General features: G+C 66.0%; 19 protein-coding genes. 7 read left to right on the top strand and 12 right to left on the bottom strand.

The window, feature by feature from the left end:
* Nucleotides 1-142: 142 nt before the first annotated feature.
* From BJF89_RS03070 to BJF89_RS03095, 6 genes are all read right to left on the bottom strand, one after another.
* Nucleotides 143-322: a hypothetical protein gene (locus BJF89_RS03070; protein ID WP_075812150.1), complete on the bottom strand. Its 180-nt coding sequence runs from the start codon at nt 320-322 to the stop codon at nt 143-145.
* The gene (locus BJF89_RS03075; protein ID WP_083650462.1) at nt 319-996 is read right to left on the bottom strand and encodes a molybdenum cofactor biosynthesis protein B; all 678 of its coding nucleotides are present in this window, start codon (nt 994-996) and stop codon (nt 319-321) included. Before BJF89_RS03075 ends, BJF89_RS03070 begins: the two co-directional genes overlap by 4 nt.
* A 117-nt stretch (nt 997-1,113) precedes the next feature.
* Nucleotides 1,114-2,499: a S1C family serine protease gene (locus tag BJF89_RS03080; protein ID WP_075812152.1), complete on the bottom strand. Its 1,386-nt coding sequence runs from the start codon at nt 2,497-2,499 to the stop codon at nt 1,114-1,116.
* Between the two features lie 184 nt (nt 2,500-2,683).
* Nucleotides 2,684-3,379: a response regulator transcription factor gene (locus tag BJF89_RS03085; protein WP_075812252.1), complete on the bottom strand. Its 696-nt coding sequence runs from the start codon at nt 3,377-3,379 to the stop codon at nt 2,684-2,686.
* A 172-nt stretch (nt 3,380-3,551) separates the two neighbouring features.
* Complete coding sequence (rpmF, locus tag BJF89_RS03090; protein WP_075812154.1) at nt 3,552-3,719, bottom strand: 50S ribosomal protein L32; 168 nt, start codon at nt 3,717-3,719, stop codon at nt 3,552-3,554.
* A gap of 5 nt (nt 3,720-3,724) precedes the next feature.
* Nucleotides 3,725-4,000 carry a type B 50S ribosomal protein L31 gene (locus tag BJF89_RS03095; RefSeq protein ID WP_038546832.1) on the bottom strand — a complete coding sequence of 92 codons (276 nt, stop codon included), beginning with the start codon at nt 3,998-4,000 and terminating at the stop codon, nt 3,725-3,727.
* Nucleotides 4,001-4,424: 424 nt separating this feature from the next.
* On the opposite strand from BJF89_RS03095, the gene rpmB reads away from it, so the two are divergent.
* From rpmB to BJF89_RS03125, 6 genes are all read left to right on the top strand, one after another.
* The gene (gene rpmB / locus BJF89_RS03100) at nt 4,425-4,661 is read left to right on the top strand and encodes a 50S ribosomal protein L28 (RefSeq protein WP_038546829.1); all 237 of its coding nucleotides are present in this window, start codon (nt 4,425-4,427) and stop codon (nt 4,659-4,661) included.
* Nucleotides 4,661-4,825 carry a 50S ribosomal protein L33 gene (gene rpmG / locus BJF89_RS03105; RefSeq protein ID WP_010187624.1) on the top strand — a complete coding sequence of 55 codons (165 nt, stop codon included), beginning with the start codon at nt 4,661-4,663 and terminating at the stop codon, nt 4,823-4,825. The genes rpmB and rpmG overlap by 1 nt, the downstream gene beginning before the upstream one ends.
* Before the next feature lie 3 nt (nt 4,826-4,828).
* Complete coding sequence (rpsN, locus tag BJF89_RS03110) at nt 4,829-5,134, top strand: 30S ribosomal protein S14 (RefSeq protein ID WP_038546823.1); 306 nt, start codon at nt 4,829-4,831, stop codon at nt 5,132-5,134.
* 14 nt (nt 5,135-5,148) lie between these two features.
* The gene (gene rpsR / locus BJF89_RS03115; RefSeq protein ID WP_038546820.1) at nt 5,149-5,397 is read left to right on the top strand and encodes a 30S ribosomal protein S18; all 249 of its coding nucleotides are present in this window, start codon (nt 5,149-5,151) and stop codon (nt 5,395-5,397) included.
* 165 nt (nt 5,398-5,562) lie between these two features.
* Nucleotides 5,563-6,234 (top strand): RDD family protein, encoded by a 672-nt coding sequence (locus BJF89_RS03120; RefSeq protein ID WP_075812156.1) that lies wholly within the window; start codon nt 5,563-5,565, stop codon nt 6,232-6,234.
* A gap of 81 nt (nt 6,235-6,315) precedes the next feature.
* The gene (locus BJF89_RS03125) at nt 6,316-7,284 is read left to right on the top strand and encodes an AEC family transporter (protein ID WP_075812158.1); all 969 of its coding nucleotides are present in this window, start codon (nt 6,316-6,318) and stop codon (nt 7,282-7,284) included.
* Nucleotides 7,285-7,307: 23 nt separating this feature from the next.
* Here the strand turns inward: BJF89_RS03125 and BJF89_RS03130 are convergent, their stop codons facing one another.
* On the bottom strand, nt 7,308-8,510 hold the full coding sequence (locus BJF89_RS03130; RefSeq protein WP_075812160.1) for an acetyl-CoA C-acetyltransferase: 1,203 nt from the start codon (nt 8,508-8,510) through the stop codon (nt 7,308-7,310).
* A 135-nt stretch (nt 8,511-8,645) separates the two neighbouring features.
* Here BJF89_RS03130 and BJF89_RS03135 point away from each other — a divergent pair, with 135 nt between their 5' ends.
* Entirely contained in the window at nt 8,646-10,097 is a 1,452-nt protein-coding gene (locus BJF89_RS03135; protein ID WP_075812162.1) for an NAD(P)/FAD-dependent oxidoreductase, read from the top strand.
* Here the strand turns inward: BJF89_RS03135 and BJF89_RS19070 are convergent.
* The 5 genes from BJF89_RS19070 to BJF89_RS19085 form a co-directional block, all read right to left on the bottom strand.
* On the bottom strand, nt 10,084-10,332 hold the full coding sequence (locus BJF89_RS19070; protein WP_222843793.1) for a hypothetical protein: 249 nt from the start codon (nt 10,330-10,332) through the stop codon (nt 10,084-10,086). The genes BJF89_RS03135 and BJF89_RS19070 overlap by 14 nt on opposite strands.
* Nucleotides 10,308-10,577, bottom strand: coding sequence for a DUF3995 domain-containing protein (locus tag BJF89_RS19075; protein ID WP_222843794.1), 270 nt, complete (start codon nt 10,575-10,577; stop codon nt 10,308-10,310). Before BJF89_RS19075 ends, BJF89_RS19070 begins: the two co-directional genes overlap by 25 nt.
* 41 nt (nt 10,578-10,618) lie before the next feature.
* Nucleotides 10,619-11,188 carry a dihydrofolate reductase family protein gene (locus BJF89_RS03145; RefSeq protein WP_075812164.1) on the bottom strand — a complete coding sequence of 190 codons (570 nt, stop codon included), beginning with the start codon at nt 11,186-11,188 and terminating at the stop codon, nt 10,619-10,621.
* Between the two features lie 68 nt (nt 11,189-11,256).
* Nucleotides 11,257-11,871 carry an RNA polymerase subunit sigma-70 gene (locus tag BJF89_RS19080; RefSeq protein ID WP_222843795.1) on the bottom strand — a complete coding sequence of 205 codons (615 nt, stop codon included), beginning with the start codon at nt 11,869-11,871 and terminating at the stop codon, nt 11,257-11,259.
* On the bottom strand, nt 11,850-12,230 hold the full coding sequence (locus BJF89_RS19085) for a sigma-70 family RNA polymerase sigma factor (protein ID WP_222843796.1): 381 nt from the start codon (nt 12,228-12,230) through the stop codon (nt 11,850-11,852). Before BJF89_RS19085 ends, BJF89_RS19080 begins: the two co-directional genes overlap by 22 nt.
* Nucleotides 12,231-12,337 lie beyond the last annotated feature (107 nt).

A 12,337-nucleotide genomic window follows, 5' to 3' on the forward strand; every position in this document is an offset into this window, starting at 1 on the left:
GTCGACCTTCTCGTCGAGATCCGCGACCTGCTCGCGAACCAGAACGGCATCACCTCAGCCTCCAACGGCATTGCCGGAGAGATCGACGACTCCGCTGAGAACACCGGCGGACGGCACTCCGCCCGCTGATACCGGCCCCCGCTCACCAGTGGGGAGGCCGCTCGCCCTCCCAGAAATCCTCCCCGAATCCTCCGTCCCCCTGTGCCCCCTCGGCACCGGCGGAGTCGGCCTTCGCCGTGGTCGGGCCGAACCGGTTGACATCCAGGTCCCGGTCCGGAGTATGGGCGTTCCCCACCACCCCCGTCTTACGGCGGGACCTCATGCCCTGCTGATGTCCGCAATGACGTGGCGGACCAGCGGACACAGCGTCGCCATGCCGTCCCTGATCGCCGCACGTGAGGACGCCAGGTTGACGACGACCGTCGAGCCGGAGACTCCGGCGACACCCCGCGACAGCCCGCCATCCACGGCATTGCACGCCAGTGCGGACGAGCGCAACGCCTCGGACAGTCCCTGGATACGTTTGTCCAGCACGGCCTTGGTGGCTTCCGGTGCCTTGTCCCGCGGGCTCACGCCGGTCCCGCCCACGGTAATCACCAGGTCAGCACCCCCGACGACGGCCGTCTCGAGCGCCTGACGAATCGCGGACTTCCCGGACTCGACAGTCAGCACCGCGTCGACCATGTAGTCCTCCTCCGCGAGGAGTTCCGCCACGAGCTCACCGGACTGGTCTCCGTCATCCGGGTGGTCGGTGACGATCACGACGAGTGCGTGCAGCAGGGAGTGCCGGGGATTGCCGCCCTCGCGCTCGTTCTCCTGGATGTCCAGCGACCGGAACACCTCGTCACCGGGCTCCGTGATCTCGGCGTCCAGTCGCTCGATGGACTCCTTCTCGACACGGGCGAAATCACCGATGCCCGGCACGGTAATCACGCCGGACGGGTCCTCGATGTCGCCGGTGATCTGGTCGGTGTCGACGTACGGGTCTTGAGACATGGTGGTGAACTCCTCGGGAACTTCGGCGCCCGACGGTGTGCGGGGTCACGTCAACGGTAACCGGCGGACTGCTTGCTGTATAGGTCAGGGGTGGAACGGGTCTGCTGCCCCGGCCCCTCAGTCCGCGTCGGACTCGGACAGCGTCACACCGATCTCCCGCTCATTGCCCCCGTTACCGTCGGTGACGGTCAACGTCACCTCGTCACCGACGTTGTGGGAGCGGATCGCAGCGATCAGACTGACTCCACTGTCGACGATGCGGTCACCGACCTTGGTCACGACGTCCCCGTCGCGCAGGCCCGCGTCCGCCGCCGGCCCACCACCGGCGACACTGACGATCTCAGCCCCGTTGGCCGTCGACTCGGCACCGGTGTTCACGGTCGCGCCGATGACCGGATGTGTCGCCCGACCGTTGTCGATGAGCTGCTGCGCGGTGTTCTCCGCCTGGTTCGACGGGATGGCGAAACCGAGGCCGATGGAACCGGACTCACCGCCCATCTCACCACCGAGGGTGGCGATCACCGACGGGATACCGACGAGCTCACCCTGGAGGTTGACCAGGGCACCACCGGAGTTACCGGGGTTGATCGCGGCATCGGTCTGGATCGCGTCGATCAACGACGCTTCGCCTCCGTCTTCGCCACCGGCCTGCACGGGACGGTTCATCGCCGACACGATACCTGTCGTCACCGTGGACGACAGGCCCAGGGGGGAACCGACGGCGACGACGGTTTCGCCGACCTGGAGACCGTCGGAATCGCCGATGGCGATGGGTTGCAGATCGTCGGCCCCGGTGGCCTTGACGACGGCGAGGTCGGTCTGCGGATCGGTTGCGACGACATCGGCGTCCAGCTGACGTCCGTCGTTGGTCGTCACGCTCATCTGTGCTCCGCCCTCACCGGCACCGGCGACGACGTGGTTGTTGGTCAGGATCAGACCGTCCTCACTGATGACCGAACCGGACCCCTCTGCCCCACCCTGGCGGGTGGTGACCTGGATGGACACCACGCTGGGCAGGACATTCTGCGCCACGGCCTCCACTGTGCCCGGGTCCGGCTCAGCGACGGAGGTGTTTTCACGGTTGTCGGTGTTCGCCTGGTTCAACGAAGTGGTGGCCGCCGGTGAGTCATCGTCGTCCTGGACGATCACCGCGGTCACGGCTGAAGCCGCAACGCCGACGGCGAGGACGAGCGCGGCGACTGCCGGGGTGGAGAACCGACGTGACGGCTTCGTAGCCGTGCCGGCGGAATTCGGCGGCAGCTCCGGACCTACGCCCGGAGACGGTGCCGTTCCGTCGTTGCTGGGGTACTGACTGGACAGTGCCTCCCAGTGGCGCTGCTGCGCGCCCGGGTCAGAGAACCCGGACGACGGAGACTGCCCGGGTGACGAGGAACCCTGTCCATCCCGCCCCCACGCTCCGGGTCCCTGGGGTGACTGCTCACCCCGGGGATCCCGTGGGCCGCGGACGCCGTCGTCATTGCCGATCCGATCTTCCCCGGACATCTGACTCTCCTTCACCGGCGTAGTCGCCGGCTAGCTCAACTCACGTAACTGTGTTCGACACACCCCATTGTGGTCGGCGAGGGTTGGCAGCTCGTCCGCATAACCTGACAGTGTCATCGGAACGGAGGAGCGTCACACTCGGCAACCATGGAGTCGGCACTCAGCTTCCTTCCAGGGAGTGAGTCTAAGGCGCGTCGTCCCGGAGAACGTAGCCCACCCCACGGACCGTGTGAATGACCCGGGACTCGCCCCCCTCCTCCGTCTTCCGTCGGAGGTAGCCGATGTAGACCTCCAGGGCGTTGCCGGACGTGGGGAAGTCATATCCCCACACCTCCTCGAGGATCTTCGTCCTGCTGAGCACCTTGCGCTGGTTCTTCATCAGCAACTGGAGCAGAGCGAACTCGGTGCGGGTCAGGCTGATCTTGCGGTCTCCCCTGCTGACCTCGCGGGTCTCGGGGTTCAGGGAGAGATCCTCGAATGCGAGAGGCTTGGCCTCCACACTCTTCGCCACCGCCGTCCGGACGGACCGGCGGTGCAGCGCACGGACGCGGGCGAGGACCTCTTCGAGGGCATAGGGCTTCGACATGAAGTCGTCCGCACCCGCGTCGAGCCCGGCGACGCGGTCGGCGACATCGGAACTGTCCGACAGCATGAGGATAAGGACATCATTTCCGGCGCTCCGGAGGTCACGGCACACTGTGAGACCGTCGACCCCGGGAAGCTCGACATCAAGGATCACCAGGTCCGGTGACTCCTGACGAATCTGACGGAGGGCTTCATCGCCATCCCCCGAAGCGGCCACATCGTAACCGTTGAACGTGAGAGAGCGTCGGAGAGAGTCCCTTACCGTCTGATCGTCGTCGACAACAAGAATCTTCATCCCGCTATTCTGCATCAGCACTGCGCGATAGCGACACCCGAAAACCGATCCCACAGTCAACTGACAGGGAATCGCCACCAGACGTGAACACACCGGAAACAAAAACGCAACGTTTCACGCGAAAAAGGCCCCCGTCGACGTCATCGACGGGGGCCTTCTCATCCGGTGTGGACTAGTCGAGATCGACCAGGCCCAGCTTCGCGGCCTTCACCAGACGACGGGGCATCTGGACCTCACGGCCGTCAACCTTGACGCTCTGGAGTGCGACGTTGTCGGACTTCCAGTTGGAACGACGGTGGTGGGTGTTGGCGCGGGAAAGACGGCGCTTCGGAACTGCCATTGTTCTTAGCCCTCCTCGTTCTTCTTGGTACGGCGAACACGGTTGCCGTAACGACGCTGGAACTTCTCGACGCGGCCGGCGGTGTCCATGACACGCTGGGCACCCGTCCAGAAGGGGTGTGACTCGCTGGTGACGTCAACGACGATCAGCGGGTACTCATTGCCGTCCTCCCACTCCACGGAGCGGTCGGAGGTAGCGGTGGAACGCGTCAGGAACTGGTGGCCAGTGCTGGCGTCCTTGAAGACCACCGGGTGGTAGTCGGGGTGAATATCGTTCTTCATTCTCAATCCCTCAGGGTTGTGCGCCAGGTCGGTCCCCCTCATCCTGTCCGCCGTGATCGGCGACCGGGACGGCGAGTCGTGCCTGGGTCGGGTTTGGAGTGCGGGTACCACCGGGCCATCCGCTGTTGACGCGGAGGACAGGTCGCAACACGATCGGCCAGTCTATCCCTTCTTCGCGCTGCGGGGAAATCCTCGGCGGGATCGAGCATCTTCTGCGCCCCCGGTCAGTCAATTAGGAGTAGCAGCTGCCATGGGGTAGTGTCGTGCAACGCTGTTGTCTTAGTAAACGTCATCGCACGCGCGATCGGCCTCAGACAGTGCCCCGGCCCCACATCCCGTCTAGATGTGGGTTTTTGCAGTGGTGTCTCCCACTGCCTGCGCGGCACGAGGGACCGGACACGCGGGCGGAAGGAGAAAGATACCCATGTCGGCTTATTGCCAGGTCACGGGTCGGAAGCCGAGTTTCGGCAAAACCGTCTCGCACTCGCACCGCCGCACGAACCGTCGCTGGAACCCGAACATCCAGCGTCGTTCGTTCTACCTGCCCTCTGAGGGTCGTTCGATCACCTTGAACGTCTCCACCAAGGGCCTGAAGACCATCGACCGAGACGGCATCGAGTCCGTCGTCGCCAAGATCCGCGCACGTGGGGAGAAGATCTAGTGGCACGTAACGATATCCGCCCCATCATCAAGCTGAAGTCCACCGCGGGCACCGGTTACACCTACGTGACCCGCAAGAACAAGCGGAACAACCCGGACCGGATCACCCTGAAGAAGTTCGATCCGATCGTCCGGAAGCACGTCGAGTTCCGCGAGGAGCGTTAATCTATGGCCAAGAAGTCCAAGATCGCGAAGAACGAGCAGCGCAAGGAAATCGTCGCCCGCTTCGCTGAGCGCCGTGCCGAGCTCAAGGCGATCATCAAGAACCCGAACTCCACCGACGACCAGCGTGCAGAGGCTCAGTTCGAGCTGAACCGTCAGCCGCGTGACGCCGCCCCCGTGCGTATCCGTAACCGCGATGCCGCCGACGGCCGTCCCCGCGGTTACCTCCGCAAGTTCGGCCTGTCCCGTGTCCGCGTCCGCGAGATGGCTCACCGCGGTGAGCTGCCCGGCGTTCGCAAGTCCAGCTGGTAAAAGGGAGCACACGCATGAAGCGCACCAACCACAAGAAGGCGCGGCTCGAGCAGTCCCGCCGCCCGAAGAAGAACCCGCTCAAGGCCGAGGGCATCGAGACCGTCGACTACAAGGACTACGCACTGCTGCGTAAGTTCATCTCCGACCGTGGCAAGATCCGCGGCCGTCGCGTCACCGGTCTGACCCCGCGTCAGCAGCGTGAGGTCGCCACCGCGATCAAGAACGCACGTGAGATGGCTCTCCTGCCGTTCCACAGCCGCTGATTCTGCGCACACTCCACGTTGCAGCAGCGCGCGTTTAACTAAGACCTTCTGAACCCCGTCACCGGTCCCCGGCGGCGGGGTTCAGTCGTACCGTCGCTTCCACCACGCACCCCGAAGTCTCCCCGGTGATAATCTGGCCTGGACACCTACCCTGAGAAAGGCACGATGACGAACCCGTACGATAACCGCCCGAACGACGACCTGCCCTCCTACGGGGACTACAGCTCCTCCGGTACCGGCGATCAGCCACTTGACCAGAGCTTCGGCTACGGCCAACCGGGTCCCCCTGGTTACCCGGGCTCCAACGACCCCTCCCAGGGCTTCATGGTCAACCCCAGTCCGGGTGCCGGAAAACGGTTGGGTGCCTTTGTCATCGACTTCGTCCTCTTCGGTATCGTGGCGGGAATTCTCATCGCCGTCATCGCCGCCGGAGACATGATGGACTACGCGGACGCTTACGTCGCCTGGGACAACGCCGGCCAGACCGGCCCCATGCCTGAGCTGGCGATGGGGAAGTTCTACCTCGGCGCGCTTCTGTCCCTGGTCCTCTGGTTCATCTACCGCGTCCTCATGGAGAGCAAGTTCGGCCGCACCATCGGCAAGATGGCGCTCGGCATCACCGTGGTCGGTGATGACGGGCAGAAGCTCACGGCCCAGCAGTCCCTGATCCGAAACAGCTGGTACCTCGCAATCGCCGTCGCCGGGTACATCCCGTTGATCGGCGGATTCGTGGCGATCGGCATCTACGCCGCGCTCGGCGTCCTCATCGCGCGCGACCCGCAGAACCAGCACATCTGCGACAAATGGGCGAAGGCACACGTGGTCAACGCCCGCTGATCACCACTGCTCCAGCCAAGGCATCAGCCGATCACCTCCCCGCGTCGGCGGGACGGTGACCGGCCTGATGTAATAGTGCACATGCTTAACGTTCTCAGCGGGTTCATGGTGGTCGTCATCATCATCGCGCTGGGCTACCTGGTGGGCCGTCGGGGGCTGCTCGGCCCGAACGCCGTCTACTCACTGAACATGTTCGTGTTCTACCTCGCGACCCCGGCACTGCTCATCAACTTCCTCCGCGACGCCGACCTCGCCACCGTCTTCGGCGACAACCTCGCGGTCGTCGTGATCAGCACCCTCACCGCCGGGCTCCTCGGCTTTCTCGGATACCGCTTCCTCGCGCGCCGCCCGGTGTCCGACAGCCTTGTCACGATGCTCGCCTGCTCCTACTGCAACGGATCGAACCTCGGCATCCCCATCGCCACCCACGTCCTCGACGACCCCGCGGCTTCACTGCCCGTGATCATCTTCCAGGTGGCGCTCTACGGCCCCGCCACGGTGCTGCTGCTCGATGTCACGACCCGGAACGCCAGAGCCGGTGGTCCCGGCACCGGTTCCCTCGGGCCGCTGGTCCGCGAGCTCGTCCTCGGCATCGTACGCAACCCCCTCATCATCGCCGCCACCGTCGGCATCGTGTTGTCGTTGCTGCACACCAACGCCGGGTGGGAACTACCGGAGATGCTCGCCGAGCCTGTCTCCCTGCTCGCCGCCGGGACTGTCCCCGCCGCCCTGGTCGCCTTCGGCCTCTCCATGGCGGAGGTCACCGTCCTTGACCGGGACACCAGCCCCCGCCGCAGCGTATGGATGGCCTCCCTGATGAAAACCGTCGGCCACCCCCTGATCGCCTACCTCGCGGCACGACTGATCTTCGACGCCACCGGCCCCGCTCTACTCGCCTTCGTGGTCGTGGCGGCGTTGCCGACGGCACAGAACGTCTTCACCTATTCCCAACGCTTCGGGGTGAACACCGTCCTCGCCCGCGACACCGCGGTGATCAGCACGATGCTGTCGATCCCCTCCATCGCCGTCATCACCCTGCTGCTGGGATGACAGCGTCACAGCAACGGCTGCCGCTAGCGCCAGAGCAGCAGTGCGTCCCCCTGGCCGCCACCGCCGCACAGTGACACGGCGGCACGTCCCCCACCACGACGGTTCAGCTCATGCGCGGCAGTGACCACCAGGCGTGCGCCCGACGCACCGATGGGGTGGCCCAGCGAGATGCCGCCGCCGTGGATGTTGGTCTTCTCCAGCGGGTAGTCGAGGTCCTTGATCGACTGCACGACAACAGCAGCGAACGCCTCGTTGACCTCCAGGAAATCCAGGTCGGTGGTCGCCCACCCCTGCTTGCCCAGCGCCGCGGTCACAGCCTGGGCGGGCTGGGAGTGCAGGTAGGTGTCCGGCCCCGCCGTCTCACCGGAAGCCCCGAGTGCAGCGAGCACGGTGAGACCGTTCTCCTGGGCGTATGCACGGGTGGTCAGCACCACGGCGGAGGCACCGTCGGAGATCTGCGACGCCGAGGCGGCGGTGATCGTGCCGTCCTTCGCGAACGCCGGACGCAGGGCCGACAGACCCTCCTGGGTCGTTCCCGGACGCACTCCCTCGTCGGTGTCGACGACGACCTTCTCCCGACGTTTCGTCACCTCCACCGGGACAATCTCCTCCGCGAAGGTGCCGTCGTTGATCGCAGCCTCCGCGCGCTGGTTCGACAGCGCGGCAACCTCGTCCTGCTGTTCGCGGGTGATCCCCCGGGAGGAGTTCCCCTCCTCGGTCTCCACACCCATCGCCGTACCGTGCACCGGATCGGTCAGACCGTCGCGCTCCAGTGAGTCCTGCAGAGCAAGCGACCCGAACTTCGCCCCGGCGCGCACCCCGGCGGCGAGGTGGGGAGCATTGGTCATCGACTCCTGTCCGCCGGCGACGACGACCTGCGCGTCACCCGCCCGGATCATCCGGGCGCCGTTGATCACCGCGTCCAGGCCCGACAGGCAGACCTTGTTCACGGTCACCGCCGGTGTCGACATCGGCAGGCCGGCGGTGACGGCCGTCTGTTTCGCCGGGTTCTGCCCTGCCGCAGCCTGCACCACCTGGCCCATGTAGACGTAGTCGACGGTCTCCGCCGAGACGCCTGCCTTCTCCAGGGCACCGGTCAGCGCCGCCGCACCGAGTTCGACGGCGGACTTCGAGGCGAGGGCACCGAGCATGCGGCCCTGCGCGGTACGGGCGGCACCGACAATCACGATGTCGTCGGGGGACGGGGTCAGGGACTGGCTAGACATGGTTGTTTTCTGCACCTTTCACGGAGGACGTAGCTTTCCCACCCATTATGGTCCAGTTCGACCGTCAAGGTGTCGTTCCCTCACTTTCCAGGGCTGTCCACCACGCGTCGGAGAGTTGTGGTTAGGGTCGGTGGCATGTCCGGATCCGGTGGTACCGCAGTTGTGGTCGGCTCCGGCCCCAACGGGCTGGCGGCCGCATTCGTCCTCGCCCGCGCCGGCGTGGACGTCACCGTCGTCGAGGCGGCGGACACCGTCGGTGGCGGCGTCCGCAGCAGTGATCTGCTGCGGACCGGGCTCCTCCACGACGTGTGCTCCGCCGTCCACCCCCTCGCCCAGGTCAGCCCACTGCTCCGCGACCCGTCCATCGGCCCGGAGCTGGAGCGGGGAGGACTGCGGTTCGCCACCGCTCCGGTGGACATGGTGCATGTCCTCTCCTCGAGCCGTTCAGCCACCCTGCACACCTCGGCCTCGGAAACCGGTGCCGGGCTCCCCGGGCAGGACGGCCTGGTCTGGCGGTTGTCTTTCGGAACCCTGTCCTCCCGCGCCGACGCGGTCGCGGACGAGATCCTCGGCCCACTGGTGCATCTGCCCCGACACCCGTTGGTGCTCGCAGGCTTCGGTGCCGGAGCAGTCCTGCCGGCGTCCTGGTCGTGGAGGCGGTGGCGGTCCGCTGAAGCACGGGCATTATTCGCCGGCATCGCAGCCCACGCCTTCACCCCCTTGCACCTCCCCGCCTCGTCGGCCGCCGGGACGCTGCTGGCCGTCGCGGGGCACCGGCACGGGTGGCCCGTCGCCGTCGGCGGATCGCAGCGGATTGCCGATGCGCTGGTCACCGGGATCAGACGTGGCGGCGGTTCCGTCGTCACCGGAACCCGGGTCACCGACCTGGCCCAGGTCCGGGACGCGGACCTGGTGCTCCTCGACACCTCCGTCGAGGTCGCCGCCGGTATCCTCGGTGACCGGCTGCCCGCCCGCGTCGCGCGTTCCTGGTCCCGTTTCCGCAGGGGCCCCGCGGTCGCCAAAGTCGACTATGTGCTCGACGGTGACGTGCCGTGGTCGTCGCCGGATGCCCGGCGCGCCGGCACCGTCCATCTCGGCGGTACCGCGGAGGACATCGCTGCCGCCGAGCGGGAATGCTGGGACGGCAACCTGCCGGACAGGCCGTTCACCCTGGTCGCCCAGCAGTATCTCGCTGACCCGTCGCGCAGCCGCACCGTCAACGGACGCCGTCTCAACCCGCTGTGGGCTTATGCGCATGTGCCCGCCGGATGGGACGGCTCGGCCCGGGAGGCCTTCGAGTTGGTCACCTCTCAGATCGAACGCGCCGCACCCGGATTCCGCGACACCGTCGTCGACTGGTGCGCCTCTCCCCCGTCGGTGATGGAGCAGCACAACCCCAACTACACCGGCGGGGACATCTCCGGGGGCGCCAACGACCTACGGCAGCTGGTGGCCCGTCCCGGACTCCATCCGTATGACACGGGTGTACCGGGGGTCTACCTGTGTTCGTCCTCCGCCGCACCCGGGGGCGGCGTGCACTTCATGTGCGGGGTCCAGGCGGCGCGGCGGGCGCTCACCGTCCTGTGACGGTGCCCCTCCGGCTCAACCACAGGCCGACTCCCAACGCGACACCCCACAACAGAAATAGTGGGTCCCACAGCCAGGCGTGCCCGATCATGCCGGCACGGTCGAATCCACCGTCGGGGACCACGAGACCACCCAGCACGAGGTTCCCGGTCACAGTATTCACGCCGCCCCAGAAGATCAGCAGCACGGCACCTGCCCAGCTGACGTACCTCAGGACCCGCTGCCACCAGGGCAAGGTCCCGCATCCCCCTTCAGCAGAACAAGAGGGAGAAGTGCTGCGATGATTTTCACCACCCCCACCGGCACCAGCAGAACCGCATGGCTCCGCCACAGGTCCACAAGGTCATCGCCGAGTGTGTCGAGCAGCCACGTTCCCCCGAAACCCCAGTAGACACTGAAGATCCCGTGGACGGTGCCCACGGCGGCAGCGGCGAGCAGAGCGGCCTGCACACCGCGCGCCGGGGAGTGCTCCAGGGGCATGCAACCGAGACTACAGCGGTCCCAGCGATCTCAACGATCTCCTAGGTCCGGAGTCCGTACGTCAGGACGGCGTTCCCGGTGGACGTATGCGACGCATTCAGAAGACGCAGGCGCGTCGTGGGAACCGTGTCATCGAAGAGATGACGTCCGGTCCCCGCGATGACCGGGTGCGTTGTCAGTGTCAGCTGGTCGATCACTCCGGCGAGAAACAGTGACCGGACGGTGCTGATACCGCCGAGCACAGCGATATCCCCACTCCCGGTCTCCCTCAACCGCCGCACGTAGTCGACGCGATCACCGGAGATCAGGGTGCTGTTCCACGGGAGACCGTCGGGATACTCCTCCGGCAGTGTGGAGGAGATGACATGCTTGCGCACCGGGTTGATCCAGCTGGCGAAGCCGTCGGTGTCCTCTGCGTGTTCCGCTGCGGGCCAGTACTCCGACCATTCCTTCCACAGCCCCCGTCCGATAACCGCGTCAGTCACCGGGGCAATGTGGGTGTCCATCGCGAGGCCGTCCTCCTCCCCGAAGGCGTCGAACTGCCACAGGTGTGGGTCCTCGACGACACCGTCGAGGGAGTGGAACAGGTGGGCGATCGTCGTGCGGCTCATGGCCGTGTCCTTTCAACCGGAGGTTCCCCGGGGTGGGGAACCTGTCACGTATAAGACGGAACCACGCGTCAAAACTCATCGGTGTCCGGCACAGTGTCCGGCAACCCGAACTCAACGAACACCTCCGCGCCCATGAAGTGTGTAAGACCCGTGATACGCCCTCCTTTCATCGCCAGGACATGGAGGGCGAACGGTTTCCATACTCCGGCGCCGACAGCGTGGTAGACCGCCACCGCCGGAGTACCGTTCGCCGAGGTCACAATGGTCCGTGAGTTCCGACAGACCTGGCCGGGCCCGTTCCACCACTCCTCGATGTCTGACCTGCCACACAACCAGAGCGTGAAAGGCGGCATGCTGAACGTGGCGTCCTCGGCGAGGAGCGCAACGAGTGAATCAACGTCGAAGGCCTCGAACGCCGCCACGTACCGGTCGAGCAGTTCCACGTCGACTTCCGCGGTGGAGTCGGGTAACCGTCCGCGAAGCGTGGTGCGGGCGCGGGCTAGCGCCGAATTCACCGCCGGTACCGACACATCAAGCAGCTCCGCACATTCCGCAGCACGCCACGCCAGCACGTCACGGAGGATCAGGATCGCCCGCTGCCGCGGCGGCAGGTACTGCAGCGCCGTAATGAACGCCAACTGAACCGTCTCCCTCCGTACCGTCACGTCAGCCGGATCGTCCACCAGACGTGACGAAGGATGGGACCGATCCAGACCGGAGCACCGGCCGTGGTGAGCATGTCCGGGTCCGCGGGGACAGCTCCTGGCCCGGACACATCGACCGGAAGACTACGTCGCTGCCCCGCTCTGCTCATGTCGATGCAGACATTCGTGGCGATCGCGTACAACCACCGCCGCAACGACGCACGCCCCTCGAACCTGTCTCGTGCCTGCCACGCCTTGACCAGCGCGTCCTGGACCGCGTCCTCGGCTTCGGCATGGCAGCCGAAGAAGCGGTAGCAGTAGGCGACGAGTTCACCGCGGTAGGATTCCACCTGCTTCTCGAAAGGCTCAGGCGTCGGCGGATGTCGCTTCCCGTTCATGCCTGCATACTAGCCGTCTCTCGCCGCCGCCTCTGGTGGTTCATCACGTTCACCGTTATAGTGGTCGACATGGGAACTCTGGTTCTTTAGTTCTGGACGCCGCGTCG

This window comes from Corynebacterium sp. CNJ-954 (assembly GCF_001942345.1).
GTDB lineage: Bacteria > Actinomycetota > Actinomycetes > Mycobacteriales > Mycobacteriaceae > Corynebacterium.